This is a genomic window from Kordia sp., assembly GCF_965224175.1.
In the GTDB taxonomy this organism is placed as follows: Bacteria; Bacteroidota; Bacteroidia; order Flavobacteriales; family Flavobacteriaceae; genus Kordia.
The window spans coordinates 1,838,798-1,862,643 of the sequence record NZ_OZ245041.1; the positions used below are offsets into that span (position 1 = coordinate 1,838,798).

At 31.3% G+C, this 23,846-nt stretch carries 19 protein-coding genes; 14 read left to right on the plus strand and 5 right to left on the minus strand.

Annotation, left to right across the window (positions count from 1 at the left end):
- Positions 1–9 precede the first annotated feature (9 nt).
- Both ACOQOS_RS08095 and ACOQOS_RS08100 read right to left on the minus strand, forming a co-directional pair.
- Positions 10–984 (minus strand): GHMP kinase, encoded by a 975-nt coding sequence (locus ACOQOS_RS08095; RefSeq protein ID WP_420574465.1) that lies wholly within the window; start codon positions 982–984, stop codon positions 10–12.
- Between the two features lie 3 nt (positions 985–987).
- Positions 988–2,277: an HAD-IIIA family hydrolase gene (locus tag ACOQOS_RS08100; RefSeq protein WP_420574466.1), complete on the minus strand. Its 1,290-nt coding sequence runs from the start codon at positions 2,275–2,277 to the stop codon at positions 988–990.
- Positions 2,278–2,325: 48 nt separating this feature from the next.
- On the opposite strand from ACOQOS_RS08100, the gene ACOQOS_RS08105 reads away from it, so the two are divergent.
- The 9 genes from ACOQOS_RS08105 to ACOQOS_RS08145 all read left to right on the plus strand — a co-directional run bounded on the left by ACOQOS_RS08105 (position 2,326) and on the right by ACOQOS_RS08145 (position 11,318).
- Entirely contained in the window at positions 2,326–4,662 is a 2,337-nt protein-coding gene (locus ACOQOS_RS08105) for a TonB-dependent receptor domain-containing protein (RefSeq protein WP_420574467.1), read from the plus strand.
- Positions 4,663–4,741: 79 nt separating this feature from the next.
- Positions 4,742–4,933: a hypothetical protein gene (locus tag ACOQOS_RS08110; protein WP_420574468.1), complete on the plus strand. Its 192-nt coding sequence runs from the start codon at positions 4,742–4,744 to the stop codon at positions 4,931–4,933.
- A 97-nt stretch (positions 4,934–5,030) separates the two neighbouring features.
- On the plus strand, positions 5,031–6,653 hold the full coding sequence (locus ACOQOS_RS08115) for a hypothetical protein (protein ID WP_420574469.1): 1,623 nt from the start codon (positions 5,031–5,033) through the stop codon (positions 6,651–6,653).
- A gap of 5 nt (positions 6,654–6,658) precedes the next feature.
- A complete protein-coding gene (locus ACOQOS_RS08120; protein WP_420574470.1) occupies positions 6,659–8,131 on the plus strand; it encodes a glycosyltransferase family 4 protein in 1,473 nt (490 codons plus the stop codon).
- A complete protein-coding gene (locus ACOQOS_RS08125; RefSeq protein WP_420574471.1) occupies positions 8,128–8,913 on the plus strand; it encodes a galactosyltransferase-related protein in 786 nt (261 codons plus the stop codon). Before ACOQOS_RS08120 ends, ACOQOS_RS08125 begins: the two co-directional genes overlap by 4 nt.
- 138 nt (positions 8,914–9,051) lie before the next feature.
- Positions 9,052–9,381, plus strand: coding sequence for a hypothetical protein (locus ACOQOS_RS08130; RefSeq protein ID WP_420574472.1), 330 nt, complete (start codon positions 9,052–9,054; stop codon positions 9,379–9,381).
- A gap of 97 nt (positions 9,382–9,478) precedes the next feature.
- Positions 9,479–9,727 carry an acyl carrier protein gene (locus ACOQOS_RS08135; RefSeq protein ID WP_420574473.1) on the plus strand — a complete coding sequence of 83 codons (249 nt, stop codon included), beginning with the start codon at positions 9,479–9,481 and terminating at the stop codon, positions 9,725–9,727.
- Positions 9,720–10,928, plus strand: a complete 1,209-nt coding sequence (locus ACOQOS_RS08140) for a radical SAM protein (RefSeq protein WP_420574474.1) — start codon at positions 9,720–9,722, stop codon at positions 10,926–10,928. The genes ACOQOS_RS08135 and ACOQOS_RS08140 overlap by 8 nt, the downstream gene beginning before the upstream one ends.
- A 258-nt stretch (positions 10,929–11,186) precedes the next feature.
- Complete coding sequence (locus ACOQOS_RS08145) at positions 11,187–11,318, plus strand: hypothetical protein (protein WP_420574475.1); 132 nt, start codon at positions 11,187–11,189, stop codon at positions 11,316–11,318.
- Between the two features lie 350 nt (positions 11,319–11,668).
- On the opposite strand, the gene ACOQOS_RS08150 is transcribed toward ACOQOS_RS08145, so the two are convergent.
- The 3 genes from ACOQOS_RS08150 to ACOQOS_RS08160 all read right to left on the minus strand — a co-directional run bounded on the left by ACOQOS_RS08150 (position 11,669) and on the right by ACOQOS_RS08160 (position 15,915).
- A complete protein-coding gene (locus tag ACOQOS_RS08150) occupies positions 11,669–13,843 on the minus strand; it encodes a prolyl oligopeptidase family serine peptidase (RefSeq protein WP_420574476.1) in 2,175 nt (724 codons plus the stop codon).
- 71 nt (positions 13,844–13,914) lie between these two features.
- Positions 13,915–14,091: a hypothetical protein gene (locus tag ACOQOS_RS08155; protein ID WP_420574477.1), complete on the minus strand. Its 177-nt coding sequence runs from the start codon at positions 14,089–14,091 to the stop codon at positions 13,915–13,917.
- A gap of 132 nt (positions 14,092–14,223) precedes the next feature.
- On the minus strand, positions 14,224–15,915 hold the full coding sequence (locus tag ACOQOS_RS08160; RefSeq protein WP_420574478.1) for a helix-turn-helix domain-containing protein: 1,692 nt from the start codon (positions 15,913–15,915) through the stop codon (positions 14,224–14,226).
- A gap of 447 nt (positions 15,916–16,362) precedes the next feature.
- Between ACOQOS_RS08160 and ACOQOS_RS08165 the strand changes: the two genes are divergently transcribed.
- The 5 genes from ACOQOS_RS08165 to ACOQOS_RS08185 all read left to right on the plus strand — a co-directional run bounded on the left by ACOQOS_RS08165 (position 16,363) and on the right by ACOQOS_RS08185 (position 22,793).
- Positions 16,363–18,222: a peptidase domain-containing ABC transporter gene (locus tag ACOQOS_RS08165; protein ID WP_420574479.1), complete on the plus strand. Its 1,860-nt coding sequence runs from the start codon at positions 16,363–16,365 to the stop codon at positions 18,220–18,222.
- Between the two features lie 511 nt (positions 18,223–18,733).
- Positions 18,734–18,946 carry a hypothetical protein gene (locus tag ACOQOS_RS08170; RefSeq protein WP_420574480.1) on the plus strand — a complete coding sequence of 71 codons (213 nt, stop codon included), beginning with the start codon at positions 18,734–18,736 and terminating at the stop codon, positions 18,944–18,946.
- 271 nt (positions 18,947–19,217) lie between these two features.
- Positions 19,218–20,543: an alkaline phosphatase D family protein gene (locus tag ACOQOS_RS08175; RefSeq protein WP_420574481.1), complete on the plus strand. Its 1,326-nt coding sequence runs from the start codon at positions 19,218–19,220 to the stop codon at positions 20,541–20,543.
- A gap of 61 nt (positions 20,544–20,604) precedes the next feature.
- Entirely contained in the window at positions 20,605–21,111 is a 507-nt protein-coding gene (locus tag ACOQOS_RS08180) for an endonuclease V (RefSeq protein ID WP_420574482.1), read from the plus strand.
- Positions 21,112–21,305: 194 nt separating this feature from the next.
- A complete protein-coding gene (locus ACOQOS_RS08185) occupies positions 21,306–22,793 on the plus strand; it encodes a hypothetical protein (RefSeq protein ID WP_420574483.1) in 1,488 nt (495 codons plus the stop codon).
- Positions 22,794–23,846: the final 1,053 nt, after the last annotated feature.

The following is a 23,846-nucleotide window of genomic DNA, read 5'->3' on the forward strand; positions in this document are numbered from 1 at the left end:
ATAGATTAATTAAGTCAACGTATCTTGAAAAATAACTTGAGAGCCGTCTTCTTCAAAAGAAAAATCAAATCTTCTACATGTCGGTTCTAAACTTCTAATCAAATTGTTTTGGTATTTTTCTTCGCAATAGAAAAGCATAAAACCGCTTGCACCTGCGCCAAGAAGCTTTCCTCCTTTTGCCCCATTCTTTAAAGCTGTTTCGTAAATAGTATCAATCTCTTGTGTTGATATTTGATTGGAAATCGTTTTTTTCAACAACCATCCTTCATGAAGAATAGCGCCAAAATCGTCAAAAGATTCTTTTTCTAATGCATATTTTAAATCGTAAACTAAGTCAGTCATCTGACGCAATACTGTTCTCTTTTTTTCATATTCATATGATTTCAAGATGCTCTTTGTAGATTTTCTATTGCCTACATAAAACAGTACTAATTTTTTGTTCAATTCTTTTTTAAAATCTGAATTTAGCAATACAGGTGTTCGAGTTACATCTCCATTCTTTGAAAATTCAAACACATTTAAACCTCCAAAACTTGCAGCATATTGATCTTGCTTTCCAATAGAAGAGTATAACGAACGTTCAATTTTATATGCAGTATGAGCCAAATCAGCTTTGTCAATCACTTTTCCTTTCTGAGCTGCTAAATTGTGTAAAACACCTACGGTAAAAGAGGAAGAAGATCCCATTCCGGTTCCTGATACAATATCTGCAATGGAAGAAAGTTCGATTCCATTACCAACATTCATTTCTGTAAATATTCTTTTTAAGAGTTCGTGTTCAATTTCTCCAATAGTTGAAACGGTTTCTGTTTGAGAATATTTAAGGCGTATTTTATCTTTATCAAAAAACGGATGCGAACTAATATACATGTACTTATTGATGGAAGAACTTAGCACAGCTCCTTTGTTTTGTTCGTAAAACTCTGGAATATCTGTACCGCCACCAACAAAACTTATTCTAAAAGGCGTCCTTGTAATAATCATAGTTTATTTTATTATTTGTTGTACTGCTTCCAGTAAGTTTTTTGCTTTTGAAGTAGGGATTACATTCGTTTCTTGTTGGGTATCGCCAACTAAAATCGTTTTAAGATTTGCATTCGTTCCGCATGTTATGTCTCTCCATGTATCTCCTATAAAATAAGATTCTTCTACATCGATATTAAATTGAGTAACAGCATCTTCAATCATTCCTGTTTTTGGCTTTCTACAACGACAATCTTTTTTATAGTCTACGTTTTCACCTTCAAATCCTTTATCAGGATGATGTGGACAAAAGAAAATAGCATCTAATTTTGCGCCTGCGTTTCCTAGCGTAAATTCTAATGTATGGTGAATTTCCTGTAGCTCTTCAATAGAACACAATCCTCTTGCAACTACAGGTTGATTGGTAATTACAATGGCAAGAAAGTTAGAAGTATTAATTTTTTTGATCGCTTTAATTGCATTATCAAAAACAACTAACTGCGTTGGCTTACTAATGTAACCCACAAATTTATTGATCACACCATCTCTGTCTATAAAAATAGCTTTTTGCTTTTGACTCAAATTTCTAGCTTGTACAATTCCATTTTTAAAATCTTTTCGAACTTTTTCAATACGATCAGGAGTGCCCATGTCTTTTAAATATTCGGGCGTGTTGTAAGCGTACATATTGAGTTTATCTATAACATTGGGAAAAATGTCTTTTCCAAAATCTGCCTTTACTCCTTCTGTTAACAATGGAAGTAGTTTCGGACTAAAAAGATACATACCTGCATTTGAAATATTTGGATGTACAGCATCAAGATCTCTTACGTGTTTTGGATAAAAATCAATTATTTTGTTTGAAGTATCTACACCTAACAAATCACTGTCTCTGGGATGGTCTGTAGGATGAACAACTAATGTAGCGTCTGAATTATTTTTTGAATGAAATGCTGCAATTCGATGTAAATCTACATCTAACATAATATCACCATAAAGCACAAAAAAGTCTTCTGTTAATGTATGTTCAATTTCCTTAATTCCGCCTACTGTTCCTAGTTCTTTGCTTTCTTTATGAACATTGATTTTTAAGTGTTTTTGCTTTTTTATTTCTTGTAAGGAATCTTCTATTTGTTCACATAGATAATTTGCAATAATATAAATTTCATTAATCCCGTATCTAGCCAATAAAGCAATTTGATGATGCAAAATTGGTATTCCATCTATGAGCTGCAAGGGTTTAGGAATTTTCTTAGAGATACTTCCAAGTCGTGTACCTTTTCCTCCTGCTAAGATTACGGTTTTATGTACCATTATATTATATATTTTTTTTACATTTAGTGTCTAAAATTCTACAAGCTTATGATTTCCAAATATGGGATTAATTTATTAATAATCTTCCTGTTTTCAATAAATACTTATGCACAAACAACTTTTTCAATAGAAGGATTAATTGTAGATCAAGAAAAGAAAACACCCGTAGAATTATCGACAATATCGTTAATCCTTAAAGATAAAATATTTAAAAAAGTTAATTCAGATAAGGAAGGAAAATTTTTACTGAAAGAAATCGAAAAAGGAAACTATGTACTTAAAGTACAAAGTCCAGGATATATCGACTTATTAATTCCCATAAATGATTTATCTGCTAATTTGGTTTTAAATAATCTTCTACTAGAAGAAAAAATTGAAAGCTTAGATGAGGTAATCATTGAAGGTTCTTCAAATGATAAATTAATAGAGCGAAAAAACGGGAAAGTAATTGTCCGTGTTGATGCAGATATTATGAATAAAGGTGCTTCCATGATTGATATTATGGAAAATATTCCTTTGGTTGATGTTGATGAAAATGGTACAATTTCTATGCGTGGAAGTACAGATGTGAGAGTTTATATTAACGGAAAACCAACACAAAGAAGTCTCGATCAATTGTCGCCTGTTAATATTTCTAAAGTTGAACTCATCACTTCTCCATCAGCAAAATGGGACGCAGATGGTTCAAGCATTATAAATGTAATCATGAAAAAAAACAGAGAACGAGGATTGAATATTAATGGTAATTTCACCTATACGCAAGGAATTTTCTCAAAGTATAGATCTAGTCTCTCTGCAAATTACACCGTAGATAAATTTAGTTTTAACAGTTCAATATCCCATAATAAAAGTAAAAATTACTTTGAAGGTAGAACAGAAGATTTCCTAAATAATATATTACAGATCACAGAAAATATAAACAGAGCAGACGATTTGTCGTTTAATTTTGGAGTTGATTATTTCTTGAATGATAACAATCAGTTTTTTGTAAATTATAATCGTAGTTTTTCTTCTCCAGAAGCTATTTCTAGTTTTGATGTAAATACTACAACTAGGAGTTTTCATGAAACAGATTATGATTATAACAATCATAATTTGAATGTAGGTTATAAAAAGATTTTGGATGGAGAAAATCATTTTTTAGATATAGAAGCTTATTTTGTATGGTCGCCCAATGAGAGTGAATCTGAAAAAATATCTGAAGGAACCATAGGAAACAATACACTTCTCTATGACTACAATGGTAGTGGAAATCTTGCTCAATTTAATATAGACTATCAAAAAGAGATTTCTTCGAAACATTCAATTGATCTCGGAGTGCAATCGAGTTTTCAAGATATTGATCAATTTTTAGAAAACACAAGTATAAATAACCCTACGTTTCCTGATTTTGCATTAGATTATAAGTTTTCTAGAGATATAATTGCAGGATATTTCAATTATAATGGAACTTTTGATAAATGGAGTTTAAGTGCTGGATTGCGAACAGAATATGTAAAGCGAGATTTAGGACTCAATAATGAAAATTTTGATTACGATTACACACAATTCTATCCAAGTGTATTTGTTTCAAACACTATAAATGACACCAATTCTATATCTTTTAATTACAACAGAAGATTGGTAAGACCTCAGCATTGGCAACTTACTACGATTCCAAAATATTTCTCTCCTACCTCATTTGCAGTTAGAAATCCTGAATTACAGCCTTCATATATTAATGCTGTTGAATTATATCATACCTATCGAAAAAACGGATTCACCTTATCAACAACCGCTTATTTTAAGAATATGAATGATCGAATTTCTCATATACAAAGACCATCAGATGCGAATTCGGATATCTACATATTTACATTGGAAAATATTGAAAGTGATAATTCTTACGGTTTGGAAGTGTATACAAGATGGAAAATAAACAATTGGTATACAACCACAAATACGATTGATGCTAACAATGCTGTGATACGCACCATCATAGATTCTGAAATCATTGAAAGAGACTTTACCTCTTATTACCTGAGAAGCTACAATAGGTTCAAGTGGAAAAAGCACAACTTCCAATTAAACTTTCGCTACAAAGGAAATGCTGTGTTTCCGCAAGGTAAAAGAAATCCTTATGGGAAAGTTGATTTTGGATATAGCAAAAGAATTTTTAACGGAAATGGAAATCTCGCCGTTCAGGTATATGACATATTCAACACGTACAATCCTGAGTATGAAATAAGAACAGACAACGCTTACAGACTCGGGAAATTTGAACCTGAATCAAGGAGATTACGCATATCTATTTCATATAATTTCAAATCAAATAAGACTAAAAATATTAAGCGTAAAAAGCGAAATTCCATTGAACGACGAGACGTAAATGGCGTCCAGTTTTAACAGTATTTTCTTGCTACCTAACATAATAAAGTATATATTTGGAAGTATATTCTTATAAGAAACAAATAAAATTATCATTATGAATCATTCGAAAAAAGAGTTAAGCGCTTTGAAACAAGCGATGTTAACTAAATTAGAAGAAGCTAATTTAGTTGGTGGAAGGCTACTAGCTGGATGCTGCACACAAGGTTGCTGCGGTGAAGAAGAAGGTGGTGGATTAGGAACACATACAAGAGCTGCTGACGGAAGTGCTGATGCACCAAAATCATAGTGCTGAATTTGAAGCTTGAAAAAACTAAAAAATATTAGTTTAATTAATAGCGAATGTCTTTTATGCATTCGCTATTTTTATTTAAAGAATTTCTACAATGAAAGAAAAAAAGGAAATATGGTTTCCGATAGCGCTATCTGATTTAGAAAAAGAAGCACTAAATACACTAAAATCTAGTATGCCAAAAACTCCACAGCCACTAGATTCTGAATTGCTTGAAAAAGTAGACAAGAAAGTAAATATCTTATTAAAAAATAACGTCGATATCATCGTAGCTCGAAATAGTTTACCCAACTTATCACATCTTATTTGTGGTTGGGGAAATTTTATGTACGATGGTGCGCCAGTAATTGAAAAAATGGAAGATTTTATCTTCTATAAAAATAATGAACCTTATATAAAACAATGTGATCCTGAAGGAGACTTTCATCCATGGCAATCTTTAGCATATACAAGCATGGCTGGAGTTAATTTTAATGAAGTAAAAGTTAAAAATTATTCCTTAAAAGATTTAGCCTTTAACAGTGTTTGGATTAACAAGAATAAAGGAGAAGAATTAGGTCACTTACTTTTTGCATTTGCAAACAACTATAGTGTGGAAGATTTAAGTAAAATTTTCTATTTAAATACAGAGCCGCACAACTTAGAACAACTCATCCATAGAGGAATTGAAGCACATGATTACGGAGGATTTGAAGTATGTCGTAAATTTCATTTATCTGAAGGTTTATGTGCCATAACAGCTAAAGTTTCTGACTTAGAAAAATACAAACCTGACGCACAAAGATTCTTAGATGGTCAAACTGAAATGGTTGGATTGATACAACTTATCTTTGAGCAAATCTTAAACGAAGACGGAGATCTTTCGCTATTAACTTCCATAAGAGATAAAATGGTCATTTTGAGCTATTTTGAAAATCATATTTATTACTTAGGACATGCCATTGAAAATGCTTGTTTTGGTTTCTTAAATGGATTTGAAATAGATATGGTTCATTACAATTTAATGATCAAAACGGTTAATACTGCAAATAGATTTTTGTATCATTTCGGATTAGACGCTATTAGCTTCCTGGAAAGTTTCCTCTCATTAGGACATTACAGAAGAGCTTCATTGTTATTACTAGAAATTTCTAAACATGTAGATCAAAATCTAAATTTAGACGCCGATTTTAATATCAATGAAAAATTAAAACTATACACTGTTGATTTAGACGCAATTGATGAAAAAAATCAAGAAGAGAGTCCAAAAAATGAAGCTGAACAACATTACAAAGAATACTTCTTATTTTCTGTAAAAGATTACAATGTTTTACCAAGACTAAATGAAGTTTTAGAAAATGAAATTTTAAAACAAAGTAGCTTAGAATTAAAAGGTGGTTTTGAACACTTTAGAAGATATCATCCAAACAAATGGCCACGTTCTGTACATTTTGAAATTGTTCAATACAAACATGACGACTCCATTGGTGTAGAACTACACATTGAAGATTTAGCCTATAAAAGTTTGTTTTCTGAATTGGAAGAAATACATAAACATATTCAAGCTAATGTGCCAACACTAGAAGTTGCCATAGATAAAAATTGGTATAACTGCGGACGTATCCACATGGTATACAACAAAGATGTTTCTACCGATAAAATCATTGAAGACTTTATAAAGTTGATTGCTGAAAGTCAAGAAAAAATATCAAACAAAATTCAAAAAATAGCAGTATAAAAACTATGTCCTTACAAAAAATAGGCTTCTTATGTATTGGTTTAAAAGGATGGATAAGTTTAGAAAGAACAAAACAGTTTTATATAGATAGTCTAAAAGAAACGCATGAAATAATTTTAATTCATAGCGAAGAAGAGTTCTTTGAAAAACTAGATAGTTTTGACGTAATTCTTAACTTTTTTGGAAATCTTGTTTGGGAACACAAACACAACATAAAAGTTCCGGTGATATTCTGTTTACATGGCGGAGCTGTATTAAATTATAAATTCCTAGTTAACAATGTTGAAAAAGTAAGCGCTCACGATTCTTTTATTGTCAATTGCACAAGTGATATTTCAATCTTAAAAGAAGTGTTTAAAACGCTTCCCAACATGCACCTACTTAAGCTGCCAATTAGCAAAGAACTATCATTAAAATTTTCTAAAGATGATTGTAAATCTGTATTAAATATTAATGAAAACACACTGGTTTTAGGATATGTAGCGAGAATTCTACCTCAAAAAAACCTGCATCATGCAATTCACATGTTACACAAAGTAAAAAGTGACATTACCAAAGATGTAAAACTTATTATAGTTGGTGATTATTGGGTAGATTATCCAATTCTTAATTGGCAAAAAACACCAAACGAATATCATACGTTTATCAATGAACTGATTGATTCTTATCAACTCAGCGGAAATATTATTCAATTTCAATCGAATCTTAGTAATGACGAATTAACCTTATGCTATGGAGCTTTAGATTTCTTAATACATCCAACAAATTCTCTAGATGAAAACTTTGGCTATGCTCCTGTTGAAGCAATGAAATGTGGTACGCCAGTTATAGGAACTGCTTATGGAGGCTTAAAAGATTCTATCATTCATAATAAAACTGGTTTCTTACTAGATACTTGGAGCTCAGCATCAGGAATTAGATCTGAATATTTCAACGGATTGGATTTTATTAAAAAACTCTACGAAAATCCCGCACTAAAAAAAGAGATAACAGAGAATTGTTTTCAAAGAGCTGAAGACAGTTATTCCTTTAAAAGTTGCGCTCAAAACCTTGTTGAAATCGTAAAAACAGCTACCAATACTGAAATGTCAGCAACGAACATGACAGGAAATCTAGACTTCCTAAGCTATGAAGAAAATGATTTCTTACCCAAAGTAAGACATTCATGGAATTACTATAAAAAAGTAGCGGAAATATATTGTAATACAACTACTGAAGATATCGATTTCTCTGAAGAAATTTTACTGCGGACTTTTAGTAAATTTAGTGTTTCAGATCATCAAATAACGTTTGAAGACCCAACTTGGCCTGCAAAAATTCCATTTACTACAGAAACTGAAGAAATTCTAAAAATTTGCCAAACCACCACAGACTATAATCAATTAAAAGATAAACTGTCGTTTGAATTAAATCATACGGTGTTGTTAAATTTAATTAGAATCGGAGCTTTATTATTTTCCAAACAGAAAACATTATGAATGTAACTATTATAATACCATGGAGCAACAGACCAGACTTAGCAGATAGTTTGGAAAAGAATTACAACATATTCAATGTAGATCATATCGAAATTATCATTGTTAATTTTGGTGGAAATGTGGAAGAAGTAACAACAATTGTGAATGCATCAGCATTGAAAAACATCGAATTAATACATATAGAAAGTGATGTGTTCAACAAATCGAAAGCGCTAAACATTGGCGTACATCATGCAAAAAATGATACTATATTCATACTAGATTGTGATATTGTCATCAATGATGCCATTAGTGATATTACAGCTAATTTAAAAGATGACAATTCATTTTTAACCTTAGATAAAACAGTAGAAAGCAACAGAAGCGACAAAAAGATAATAAAAGGAGAAGTAAAAGAATTAGCGTATTATATAGGTTTTAAAGGTCAAGATGGTAATGAAGTAATGGTAGAAACTAATAGAATGTTTCTATCTGAAAATGCCCGTAGTTGTCCTGCTTTGTTAATGATGTCTAAAGCTAATTTTATAAAAATTGGTGGCATGAATGCTGATCTTGTCGGTTGGGGCTGGGAAGATATTGATTTGGTATACAGATTAGAATATCATGGAATAAAAAGAGTCAAAAAAGGAAATTGTATTCATTTAAGTCATTCTGATAACAAACGATATTTAATCAAAGAAGACAAAGCGACCAACGAAGATTTAAATTTCAAAAAAGCGCTTGCCAATTATTTGATTGGTGATTTTTTAGGAACATATGAAGAAGACATCGAATCGTTGTAAATTAAGACACTATTCAGTCATAAATCAGCCTAAATTTCTTTTCTTCAATAAGAAAATAACACAAAAAAAAGGTATATTTACCATGATCTCCCTAAAAAATCTAGTTAATTAGAATACTAAATATAATACATTGATAAAATGAAAATCGTACAAATAGATTCTTGCGAAGCAAAACTCAAAGAGCAGTTTGAAAAAGTTTTTGAAATGCGCGTTTCTCAAGAAGATGCCATATATCAAAGTAACGAAGAAATTGAGCGTGAATACTTCAAAACAGGAAGCATATTTTTCGTAAAATATAATATAAAATACACGCTAAAAGGCGAAGATTGTACTTCTGATCAAATTATTCTATTCTTTCACAAAAACGGAGAACTTGCGTATTGCTTATTTTATGACGGTTTAGAAGTAGAAGAATATCACAAGTTTGATAGAGATGGCGATAAAACCGTTGAAGCTATCAGAGGTTAATATATTAAATCAATCTACGCTTTCACAAAAAGCTAAAAATAAGAATCGTGTTGTAAAAAAGGTTTTTTCCTGACGTTACAATCCATAATTCAAATACATGAGAGAACAACTAGCAAGCATACTTACTGAAATTTTAGAACGTACCATTACTGTTGAAGATATTCAAGATGATACAAATCTTAGGTACGATTTACAATTAACATCACTCAATGTGATGTATTTTGTGCTAGAAATTGAAAACATTTTTGGAGTTGAGGTAATCATTGAAGAAATTGATTTAAAAACATTCTTTACGTATCCAACCATAAAGGAATATATTGAGCGTGCTCAATTAGAAAATGATTAAATTCAAAAAACTACCGCCAAACATCATGCAGCCAAAAAGCACTAGACCTTATACAGAAGAATCATTACAGCGATTTAAGGAAAAAATAAGCTTCACTAGAAAATGCTATACAGAACGACTAAAAGATCCGACATATGCATCTGAAGTTCCGCATGAAATTGGCTTGAAACTTACCAATAGATGCGATTTGCGTTGCACACATTGTTTTCAATGGAATGATGCAGGTTTCCATAGACATTTAGACAAAAAAGAAGTCAAAGTTCAAGGAGACTTAGATATAGATATTGTCAAAAAGCTGTTTGAAGAAACACGTCATACAAAATCACATTTTTATTTATGGGGCGGCGAACCTATGATTTATACCTATTGGAATGAATTGGTAGAATTACTAGCAAACGATCCGAGAGATACCGTTGTTTGTACAAATGGACTCTCTATAAAACGAAAAGTAGATTCATTAATCAAAATATCTGAAAGACTGACTACCTTGGTCAGTGTTGAAGGATTGGAAGCTCAGCATGACAAACTAAGAGGAAAAGGTACTTTTAAAAAGATAATGGATAATGTTGATCATTTGATCGACTTACAAAAACAAGACATTTACAAAGGACATATTTCTATTGCAGCTGTATTTAGTGAGGACTTAATTCCGCATTTATACGAATGCTGCGAATACTTTGAAGCAAAAGGAATTGATACTTTATATTTTAACTTCCCTTGGTATATTCCTGAAGATGAAGCACAAAAGATGACTGATTTTTACAACGAAAATTATTCATGGCTCGAAAAATCACGCATTCGAAGAAAAACATGGGAATCATTTGATTTCAATATAGACATAAGTAAATTGAATGATTTACTCGCTCAAATTGATCGCATCTTAGCCAAAACATGGAACATTAGAATTCGCTTTCAACCAAATTTGGAACTGCATGAAATTAAAGCATACATTGAAGGATCATCTAAAGCGCCTTCCTGTAAATCTACCTGTTTAGGAATTTCTAATCGCATGGATGTTATGCCATCAGGAAGTGTGGTTTCGTGCAAAAAATTTACGGAATTCAAAATGGGAAATCTTCATGCAAACTCTATGAAAGAAGTATGGCATGGCGAAACTTTTAATAAATTTAGAGAAACGCATAACAACGAATTGATGCCCATTTGTGCTAAATGTGAAATATTATTTTCTAATGGAATGTAAGAACTGAATTTATATCATTTTATCGTAAAGCCATAATAGTCTATTAATAAGAAACTTGCCATTTTCTTTAAAAAAATTAATTCTCAGCTACTGCGATACTATTTCTTATTTTTTTCATATGTTTTCTCTTTATTTCTAGCGAGAAAAACGCTCGTTAAAAAAAGATTGACAACTAGATAGTTACAAAAAAAATAGCTATATTTGATATAATAAATTCTTACAATTATGAAAAATCAAAAAAGTCAAAAAACTTTAAAGTTGAAAAAAACTAAGGTTTTAAAGTTTTATCAAATGGAAACACTTCTTGGTGGAATAGCTAATACTACATGCACAGAAGAAACGACTCCTGTTCAACCTAGAAAAATTGACAATTCACCTCGCAGAGGTTAAGAACTGAGTATAATTAAGAAATATAAAAATCCTACGCTATACATATATAGCGTAGGATTTTTACATTTTAGATTAATATTCGAAGTAAGTACGCAAAGCATTGAATGGAAACAATTAAAAACATTTTGGCGCAAACATCGGAGTATTTAAATCTCGATTATCGAGTAAAACACACTTCATACAAATCCTCTATAAAGCGAAAAGCCAGACAATTTGCCTGACTTTTCTTTGGATTGAGTTAGTAAAAATATGCGTATTCTCAATTTTTTAATAAGAAAATAGCAATTTTTATTATTGTTACATTCTTCCCTAATCTAAAAGAAAGAATGATATATCTTTATCAAAATACTTTATTTCAGTGTAAAATCTTCATGGCCAGTTTGCCAAAAAGCAAATGATAAAATATCTTGTGATTCTTCTCTTCGTTTCTCGGCACTTGCATCAAATCCATGTCCGCTTTTAAAATTTACATTAAAAATAACTGGACGATTAGAAGCATTTGCTTTGATCATACGAGCTGCGAATTTCCCAGGTTGCCAAATAGGAACTCTGGTATCGTTCATTCCTGCTGTGAGTAACAACGCCGGATAATTTGTATTGTCTTTTATATGATGATAAGCATCCATTTCTAACAAAGATTCAAACTCTGTTGCATTTTTTACTGTTCCGTATTCTTTGATACCATTAAGCCCATTAGGTGTGTTTTCAGAACGCAACGTATTTAACTTACCAACACGCACAATAGCTGCAGCATACAAATCAGGACGTTCTGTGATAGCGCGACCAATAAGGATTCCGCCAGCACTGGAACTCCAAGCAGCTATTTTTTTAGGATTTGTATAATTTTCAGCAATCAAATATTCCGTACAAGCAATAAAATCTTTCCAAGTATTCGGCTTCGTTTTTTTAAAACCTGCTTTGTGCCAAGTATCGCCTTTTTCGCCACCACCGCGCACATGAGCTACAGCATAAATACCGCCTTTATCAATCCATTGCATCATCATACTGTTCACTTCTGGACTTAAAGAAATACCATAAGTACCATAACCGCGCATTAATACATGATTATTTTTATTTTTTTGAATGTTTTTATGATAGATCAACGATAGCGGAATTAACTCGCCATCATGCGAACGCACTTCAACTTCTTCAACAACGATATCATCATAATTCTTTTTTGTTGTTTTTGGATAAATATTTTCTTCAATAAAAGTATTTTTCTCTGCATTATATCTGTAGCGAACTTCATTGGTTGTCCAACCACTAATTTCTATCCATAAATCACTAAAAGTTGGTCCTTTTGCAATTAAATAAATAGCGCCTGCAGGTTTAGGAATTGAAATCTCTTCAATAGTGCCTTCAACCCATTTATAGAGTTTTGATGAAACTCCATTTTTAGTTTTCACGAAGAATAATCCTTGTTTGGTCACCACAAAATCTGTAATGGTAGCATCTGGATTTTCCGCTACTAAAACTTCTGCACTTCGTACATCTGGATTTTTTAATGAGGTTTTACATATTTTAAAATTAGAAGCTTCATGCGCAGTCAAAAAGTATAAATCATCTTGATCTACATAGAAAAACGGAATTTTATCTTCCTGTTTAAACAAAGGCTTCCACTCTATTTTTGTATTGTATAAATTGTCATATTCTGTATAGTAATACTCATAATAGGCACTTGCGCCAGAAACATTACTGAACAAATATTTATCGTTTTGATTTTGCACGATGACTTCTGGAAAATCAGCCGAATTCATTTTGATCTCAGGATTATTCGCCTTAGAAAAATAAACAATTCTATTATTAGGATTCGTACCCAATTTGTATAAAATGGTCTGTACATTTTTTAAATAATCATCAGCATCACGATTGATCTCTGGAATGTATTCATAAAAAAATCCGCTATCATCCGATAACCAACGAACTCCGCCAAGCGCCGATGGCCAAACATTTTGTATAGTCTGTGAATATTTTTTTTTCGTTTTAGTGTCTAGGATAATCATTTCTGAGATTTCTTCATCATCTTTGGAAAGGCTTATCACTATTTTAGTATTATTCCAACTTGGATTAAAATAGTTGATATAATAGTTGTTTTTTGATTGATTTTCATACGTTTCTGGATCAAAAATTAATACTTCTTCTCCTTCTAGTTGATATTTGCAGTATAATTTTGCGTGGTTTTCAGAAGTTGTTTTTTTTAAGTAATAATAATGATTATCATTCGTAAAGGTTAGTTGCGTAATTTCAATACTAGTGTCATTTGTTTTCGTTTGAAGCAACTCACGTCCTGAAATATTTTGCAATATACTTTGCGCGTAAGTAGCTTCTTTCTTGTACCAATTGAGAACTGTAGAATCTTTCAAATTCTCAAGTGGTCTAAACACATCAATAATTTCTTTTCCATGATATTTTTCAGAAGTATTGCTTTCAATATATGTTGGTACTGTTCTTTGAAAAGAAACTGTAGTTTCTTTAGCACAGCTTGTCAATAATATAAAAACAACTAGTAGTACTCTTTTAATCATAGTTTTTAAAAATTAATAAGTGTACAAGTCTCGGTAAATGACTTATACACTTTCAGGAATCTAATACGAGTTCACATCATCACAATAGCAGCTTGTATAAATTGTAAATTCTGTCTGGAATCTCCTGTTTTTGAGTTGGTCCCACGTTTACTACGATCGCCACCCAAGATCATTTCCTGCTCGCTTACTTTAGCTATTTTAACTTTAGAGAGCAATAATTTGTTTAGGGATTTGGTTTGGTTTCTCATCCTTCTTTTGTTTTAATGTTATACTCAAATGTATAACCTTACTATAGTAAAATCCAAATGAAATTATGAAATATTTATAAATTTTACATACAAAACAATAACTCAAACAACTTAATATCAAACGCTTAACACTTAACCCTTATTTTTCAGCTGTCGAATAAAGAATGATGGTTTTATTCCTGTCTTTTTATAAAAAGCAGCTGAAAATGATTGTTGTGTCTTAAATCCGCATTCTTCTGCAATCGCTTTTATAGTATATTCTCTAAAAATAGAATTATTGGTAATTTGCTCTATAGCGTATTCAATTCGTAACTGATTTAAATAGTTTGAGAAGTTTACCTTTTTTGTTTCATTGATGACTTTAGATAAGTAAGTTCCGTTCGTGTTTAACTCTTTTGCCAATTGCGGCAACGTATATTTTTTCTTAACAAACTTATTGGTTGCTTCAAACTTTTCAAGTTTAGTCAAGATATCGTTCACTAAATCTTCAGACAGCTCTTTTATATTATTTTCTGTCACAGGAACCACTGACTTTTTCTCTGTTGCGAGTTCTTTTTTCTTTTGCTGTTCTTCTAATAGCTTGTGAAAACGTTTTTTATGAATCACTTGTTTTCTGAAGAAATAATATATCGCACCAGCAAAAGCCAACAATAATGATAATAATATTATGATAATGATATTATCTTGATCCTTAATCTCTCTAATGATTCTATCTCTTTCTTTCTCTAGGATTTTATTATCATAATTTGTTACAATATCTTTTACCAAATCTTCGTAATTATGCTGAGAAATTTTACGAAATTTTATTTCCTGCGCCTGATAATGAGGAAGATTTACATTGTCTCCTTTTGCTGCATAATAATCTTTTATGTAATCGTAAGCATCTAGCAATTCTGGCATTACATCTTTTGTGACTTCTAGTATAGAATCTACTTTTATAAAATGATTGATGCTACTCTTTTTGAGGGCTTTATTGGTTTTTCCTAGAAATAGATGTGCAAATGCTAATGAAATAATTTGACTTTCATCATTTTCAAACAATTCTTTTGCTCGAATCAAACTATCATATGCTACGTTGTAATCTTTCTTGAAGTATGAATTAATTCCAGAATTTAACACAAAATAATCATAGCCAACCTTATCATTTGTCGCAATTGTATTTTTTATTCCTTTCTCTATATAATAGGTAGCAGAATCTAATTCTCCTGTATAGGTAAAGGCATGTGAAAGAGCAAATAATCCTCTGTTATAACGATGATTTGAATCTTTTTCTCCACTAGATTCTAAAAAATAAAGATACTTCTTAAATATTTTTTTAGATTCCTGATGACGCTGTATTGTATTTTTAATTAAACCTATATTAAGATTTATGGTTTGATGAAGTGCCGTATTTTCTTTTGCACGATCTAATCCTGTCGTAAAATTATCTAATGCTAATTTATATTTCCCAATTCGGTAATAATACCTTCCTTTTTGGTTGTATCCTTCGGCTGGAAATTTTTCATTATTCTTTAAATCTTTTGTTAGAAGTATAATACTATCACTATACTTTGTACACAAAATATCAGAATATTTTAAGAAGAATTCAGAATGATCTAAATATGCATTAGCGACTTCAGAAGTGTTTTCTGTCTGCTTCGCTTTTTGCAATGCCACTTCTAGCTCGTGGTATCTTTTAGGATTAGTTTTAATAGCAATACTTTCGTTTTGAGTAGAATCAATCTTGTCTTTTGCAGTAGAGTTTTGTGCAACCATAGCAATACAAAAAAGCTGCAATACTACTGTAAACATTGATATTTTAAATGTTTTTCTTTTACGAATCATGAATGGTTAGTGTATGATGTGTACGTGTAACTTAGGGTAAGTTTTTTAACACTTGTAAGTTACTCATTTTTTATAAAAATTTATGAAAGATTTATAAATCGTGAATAGCTTCTCTTGTTTTTAGGCAAACTTTACGCTTACATTTACAGTAATAAAAATGATTAAACTATTCAGAAAGCATATGGAGTTTTCATAACAAACTTCGTAGAAGAAGATCTGAATTATTTACACTCTAAGAGACACATTTAATAGAGTTTTGCCGATTTCTTTATGAAATGTATAGTTTGTGAATATTTAGATTGACGAATACTTTTTTAAAAAAGTATGGTTGTTGATTAACGAGCTACTAGTTGTCCTACCAAACAGCTAGTAGCGTATCAACAAAATTAAAATCAGCAGGAATTTATGGTATAAATAGTAGTTGTTCAATCTTTAACTTTCAAGATAATGAAACTTAACAATATTATATATATTTTAATTTTAGCAATTTTGATTTTGGCATTTGGAATTATATACCAAGTGATTCAATCAGTAACGATTGATGAAAATTCTGAAAAGTTCAATAAGCGACATGAGCTGAGAAAAAGATGGTTTTTAAATATTTTAAAGCCAGATCATAAAACGATAGGCTACAGTATTCTTTTAGGAATTTGTATTGCCGTTTTAGGAATGAGTATTGCCGTTTTTGCACAACAACTTATTGATAACATATTACCTTCAAAAGATACGAGTTCACTTATTTTCAGCATTATTATTGTTACTGCTTTGTTGTTGATAAAAGTATATTTTACAACTATTCGTGATGGCTTTTTAATTTCGCAAAGCAAAAATGTAAACAATCGAATTATTGATCGATTTTATACTTCGTTGTTAAGTTTACCTAAACCGTTCTTTGATACGCAAAAGATTGGAGAATTAGTAGCTAGATTCAACGATACACAACGCATTCAAAATGTAATTAAAGTTGTTGTTGGAAACGTAGTTATCAATTCGCTAGTTTCCATTGTATCACTTGGTTTTTTATTTTACTATTCTTGGCAAATTGGCTTGATTGCTTCTATTAGTTTGCCTTTTTATTTTCTTTTAATGTATGCCTTTAATACAAAAATTATTGTAGCACAAAAAGAAATCATGCACAGTTGTACGGACAATGAAAGTAATTATATCAGTTCGTTACAAAATATATCAATCATAAAAAATACCAATAGACAAAGTGTTTTTCAAAAATTAAATAGACGTATTTACGGAAATTTTCAAGATAAGATATTTCAATTAGGCAAAATCAATGTTCGATTATCATTGTTTTCAAGTGTATTTGGCGTGTTATTTTTAATGAGTGTTTTACTGTATAGTTCACTGCAAGTATATAATGAAGTTATGCTTATTGGCGAATTGACAGCTGTATTATGTATTGCGTTTACCTTACTGCCATCGGTAGCGAGTTTAGCTTTAGTTGCTATTCCTATTAACGAAGCAAAAGTAGCGTTTGACAGAATGCACGAGTTTATTGCTCTGGAAGAAGAAGCCACAGGAAAAACGCCTTTGACTAAATTTAAATCCTTAGAAATAAAAGATGTTTCCTTTAGTTTTTCTGGCAAAAAGCAAGTATTAAATAATATAAATATTAAAATATTAAAAAAGCAATGTGTTGCTATTGTTGGAGAAAGCGGCTGTGGAAAAAGTACTTTGAGCCAAATCATGCAAAAATTTTACACACATACAAAAGGGGAAATTTTAGTCAACAAAGAAATTCCACTAAAGCAAGTTTTAACAAAAGACTGGCGAAATATAATAGGCGTTATTCCACAAGAAGTTCCTATTTTCCCAAATACTGTTTTTGATAATATTGTACTGGGAGAAGAAGATACGCTTCAAAATGTAGATGCATTTATTACAGAATATGGCTTTGAAAATTTTATTAAGAGTTTACCCAAAGGTTACGCCACTATGCTTGGAAAAGGTGGTATGAATTTATCAAACGGGCAAAAGCAAGTATTGGCATTAATTAGAGTCCTTTACAAAAAACCGCAATTGCTTATTTTAGATGAATTTACTGCAACCATGGACAAGAAAACAGAACTCTTTGTCTTTGAATTATTGAAACAATTAAAATCAAAAATCACCATTATTTTTATTTCGCATCACTTACATTATTTAAAGCAAATTGCTGACGAAATTTATGTAATTCAAGAAGGCGAAACCAAAGTACATGGCAATCATAAAACATTATTAAAAACACCAAATTTCTACAGTGACTTTTGGGAAAAGATACTCAAGACACCAGAACCTGTAAATTACATATCATGAAAAAGAAAAATAAGTAGTTAGTATACAAGTTCAAAATGGGGATGAGAGATCAACACATGATGCGTTAATTTTTTTCATTAAGTTTTTAATTTTTCACGCTCGGCACCTGGGAAGGCTGAGCAAGTGCAAAATGTGTTATCTCTCTTATTTTTAGGTTTAGGGGAAACCTAATGCATTATTTTTAGGCTGGCAAAGCGGTAAGGGTGACGTCTACCGCTTTGCTTTTTTTATAATATATATGATGAATCAGGAAAAATTATTGTTTTTAAAAGGCTTTATTATAGGATTTTTAAGTGCTATTATCGTAATTATAACTTTTGCGGGAATCTGTCTGTATTTTTTAAATTCATGATGATAATGCATTCTTGTATGCTGTTATCATTTTAATTGCTTCCACTAATGACACATTAAATTCTGATTCAGGAATTACAGCTGGACTTGCAAAACGTCGTATGTTTGATTTCATAATTCCCTTGATGAAACTGTTTTATTCGCAAAAAAAGCTTCTAGATTGTTTATTTTAACTACCAAAGCGGTAAAATTAATTCCATCTTTTATTTCAAATCCTTCAATTAATTCCCAAGGAATCACTCATATTCCATTTACGTTGCTTTTAATGCCTTTCTCATTCACAATAACTGTTGATTTGTTAGCCATAAAAAAGTATAGTAAATATAACTCTATCGCAATTACAAATCCCATTGACACACACACAACTGCATAAGGTAAATAATAAATAAGTACGAACGCCATAAGCATTGTAAAAGATGAAAACACCATTTTTCGCTTTCGTCGCTTTGGATTTTTATAAAAAATTAATGGCTCTAGCATTCTCAATTCGTATAAATTCTATCTAAATATATTTATAATTTTCGAAATTGATTGTTGAGGTTCTCTGTATAATTAAGAAAGCGTATTATTGCAATTCATAACTTAGATTTAAACTACTTGTATAAATTTATCAAGAAATTTGCTATCAATTTAAGATAACTAACATGAAGAAGAACTTTTTTACTGTATTGTGTTTACTTTTCACTTTTGTAAGTATCGCACAACAAAATCTATTACAATCTGGACCAATGGTTGGATATTCAGATTTTAGAGAAGCGTTGATTTGGGTACAAACCACAGCACCTGCAAACGTAAAAATAGGATATTTTACAGAAGGTGAAACCGAAAAATTCACAGAAACAGTTTCAACAACTACGCAAGGAGATTTGATTGCTAAATTGACTCCAAATGAAGTTGATTATGGAAAAACATATACATACAAGTTATATATCAATGATGTATACATTCCACGTGATTATAAATTAGAGTTTCAAACACAAACTTTATGGCAGTTCCGTACAGATCCACCAAATTTTAAAATTGCTTTAGGTTCTTGTAGTTTTATTAATGAAAAAAAAGACGATCGTCCGAAACCTTACGGTGGAAAATATCAAATTTTCAATTCAATTCTTGATAAAAATCCTGATTTAATGTTATGGGTTGGAGACAATATGTATTTACGAACACCTGATTTTATGACAAATACAGGAATTCGCCATCGATACAGACATACACGCGCCACCAAAGAATTACAAGCTTTGCTAGGAAGTGTTCATCATTACGCCACTTGGGATGATCATGATTTTGGTCCAAATGATGCAGATCGTAGTTATGTAAATAAAAAGCTTACAGAACAAACATTTAATGATTACTGGGGAAATTTAAATACAAATGCTGCCGGAAATGGCGGTGTTATGCAACATTTTGCTTGGAATGATGTGGAATTCTTCATGCTAGATGATCGGTACCACAGAGCGCCAAATAGAGATCCAAATAAAGACAAAGCATATTTAGGAAAACAACAACTAGATTGGCTTATTGACGCTTTAACTAGCAGTAGAGCAACCTTTAAAGTAATTATTAATGGCGGACAAGTAATTAGTGATGTTGCTAAATTTGAAAACTATGCAACATACCCAACAGAACATGCTGAATTATTAAAACGCCTAAATGACTCAAGAATTGAAGGTGTTATATTTATAAGTGGTGACAGACATCACACAGAAATTTCAAGATTGGAACGCAAAGATGCGTATCCATTAATTGATATCACTTGTTCTCCACTTACCGCAGGAACTCACAGTCCAAGAGATGAAGGGAATACAAGACAAGTACAAGGAAAAACATTTTACAATCGTAATTTTGGAATCATTGATGTTTCTGGAAAACGAAGAGAACGCACACTGTTACTAACAATTTACGATTCTGACGGAAATAAAGCTTTTGACTACACCATAAAAGCTCAAGATTTACGCTATCCAAGAAAGTAATTACAAATAAACCGCTAGCAAAAACTAGCGGTTTTCTTTTATAATTTAATAGCTTTGTTGAATGATATTAGCAATAGACATTCACTACAAAGAAACCTATGCAAAAGCTGTTTGCGTAGCATTTGATTGGGCAGACGAAACAGCAACTCAAATATATACTGCAAAAATTGAGGAAGTTGAACCGTATGTTTCTGGTGAATTTTACAAACGTGAATTGCCTTGCATACTAGAAGTCTTAAAACAAGTGAATCTCGACGAAATAGAAGCTATTATTATTGACGGACATGTATTTGTTCATAATGATGGGAAATATGGCTTAGGCGGTTATCTATGGGAAGCTTTAGATCAAAAAATGCCAATAATAGGTATAGCCAAAAAATCATTCATTCATACCGAAAAAGTGGCTACACCAATTACTCGTGGAACGAGCGAAAGTCCATTATTTATTTCTTGTATCGGAATAGACAAAGAAATTGTTTTAGAAAAAGTAAAATTATTCCATGGAGAACATCGTATGCCTACAATTCTAAAACTAGCTGACACCATCACAAGGATTGAAACTCCATAATTATCAAACACTTACAATACACTTTCACACTTACTTTTTTACTTCACACATAGTATTTTCTTAACTTTCTATCGTAAGTAATTGTATGCCTGCAGTATAAATCAAGTATTTATACGCTAGTATATATCTATTCTTTTTATGAAATTTGAATTATCAAATTACACCTTAACACCAACCATATTAATAACAAAACAATGAAGACTTTATTCAAAACCATTGCACTGCTTTGTGTAACTATTCTATTTCTAACTTCTTGTGAAGAAAAAAAGAAAGACAAACAAAATGAAGATACTGAAACTTCTTCTTCTAATGCAAATGCTCAAACAACCTACGATTTAGCTGAAGTCAACACAAAACCAACTCCTTGCGAATGTGATTCTAGTTGGTTTCCTCACGCTAATACACAAGCACCAGCAGAAGGCGCAGATAGTCCTTTTGCTGCTAGTGAAACAACAAACTGTATTTTTCACCAATGGTCATGGCAAAAATTCTTGTGGCTCACTGTACCTGCAAGCGCAAGTGACACAACTCCTCTATTTTTAAGAGATAGCAGTATCAACCAAGTTGATCCTTTTATGAACCCAGTAACGGTTCCATCTGGGACAAAAGTTGTACTATCGGCTTCGGAAGAAGGACAAGCTGGATCTGGCGGAATTTTAAAATCAAATCCAAACTTTAACACGAATGGTAAGGAAGGAACCGTGTACTATGCCATTTTTATGAATTCTACTATGTACGATTCTGCTAAAAAATATGCTGCTGAATTGGTTAGTCAAAAATTAGATTCAGCAAATTCAAAAACATTTCCTGTAGGATCACTTGAATTGAAAACATCTTGGATTTCTACAGATGTGATTCCTGAAGAAGACCTTCCAAATTACTACACAACTAATGCGAGCTTGGACGGAACTACTACAGAAGTTGCCATGTTAGGAATGCATGTTGTAGGAGTTGTAGAAAATCATCCAGAATTTATTTGGGCAACCTTTGAACACAATAATCTTGCTCCTGCTTTCGATTGGAGCAAAGGAACTGCTAGCGCTGATTCACAAATGCTATTATTCAAAGAAGGTAGTGTCTCTAATATTGATGGAATATATTGGGACTCCAAAACTGGAGCGCCGACAGCTGCAAGTGAAGCATATACACTTTTTGAATATGGAGTCCCAAGAGTGAAAGGCGCACCAACTAAAAACTTTATGAAAACAAGTCAGTCGGAGCCAAAAAATTTCAATAACATTAAAGAGATTAATACATGTGTTGCTGGAAAATTAGACGACGTATGGAATAATTATGCTTATGATGGTTCGATTTGGATTAATACAGATGGTTTAACTCCTGAAGAACAAGTTGCTTTACTTAAAGAAGAAGGTTTTGGTTTAGGAAGTGCAACGCCAGGATCGGTAGCAAGAGGTTCTTTGAACTCTGCCAATATTTCTATGGAAACGTATACACAAACATTTAATACAAGCTTATCAAGTATTGATGCAAGTAACTTGGCAAATTGCTTATCCTGCCACAATGCAAAGAGTTTCAGTGGAAGTCAGCCAACATCACCTTTATATCTAAGTCACGTATTTAATGGCTATCTAGAACATCAAAAAGGAACATCTAAAGACGAGATTAATCAAATGAAAATGCAAGATTTTCAAAACACTTTCCTTAAAGAAGAAAAGAAGTAGCTGACTAAACAATTAAAAATATTTCGACGCAAGTGTTGGAGCATTTAAATCTCGATTAACGAGCAAAATACCTACAAATAAAAAGAGAATCCTCAGGGCAAAGGATTCTCTTTTTATTTTTAATACAATTTATCAGATTGTTAAATACCGTAATACTAAATATTATGATGTAAATATAGTCGTATAAAGTACTCTTTATTTACAAAGTCGATCAATTATGAGGATAATATAGACGAATGGTCAATTTTATGCGATAACAGTATCATATTTATCTAAAATATATGATTTCAAAAATGTCTATAAATAAAAAAAGAATCCTCAGGGCAAAGGATTCTTTCTTTATTTTTTAAAACAATTTATCAGATTGTTAACACTTCAATACTAAATATTAATAGTGCAAATATAGCTTAGTATTTATTTCATGTGTTACAAAGTCGATGAAAATACAATTATATATAGATAAGTGGTCAAAATAGATCGGTGAACTAATAAATCGTATTGAGAACTAATTTATTTTTGAAATTATCGTAAACAAAAAAAGAACTTTCGGGGCACGAAAAGTTCTTGTTTTCTTTTACAATTTACCAGATTGTAATTATCGTAATACTAAATATTCTGGTGTAAATATACTTCTTGAAATATAGAGAATTCCTAAAAGTCGTTCAGTCATAGCTACAGTATAGACGAATGACGTTATTTTGACGACAAACGCTTTGCTTTTTTTCTTTTCAACCAGTAAATCAAATAGTTATACTTTTCAGAATACACAAAACTAAATGCTATCAAAAACGAAAGGAGTGTTCCCCAACACTCCTTTCTCTTGTAGAATAATAAACCTCAATAAAAATACTCATTGAAACTTGCTCTAAAGTAGTAAATGTTGTGTGATAAGTCCTAAAATATTGTATAAGCGTTAAAAATAGTTAACAAGCGTTTGTTTTAAAGTATAAAACAAAAAAGGAGTGTCCCCCAACACTCCTTTTGCATAAGAAATATATTCTTCTATTAGCGGACTTAAAATTTTAAGCATGTCAATTTAGTGAAGAATAAATA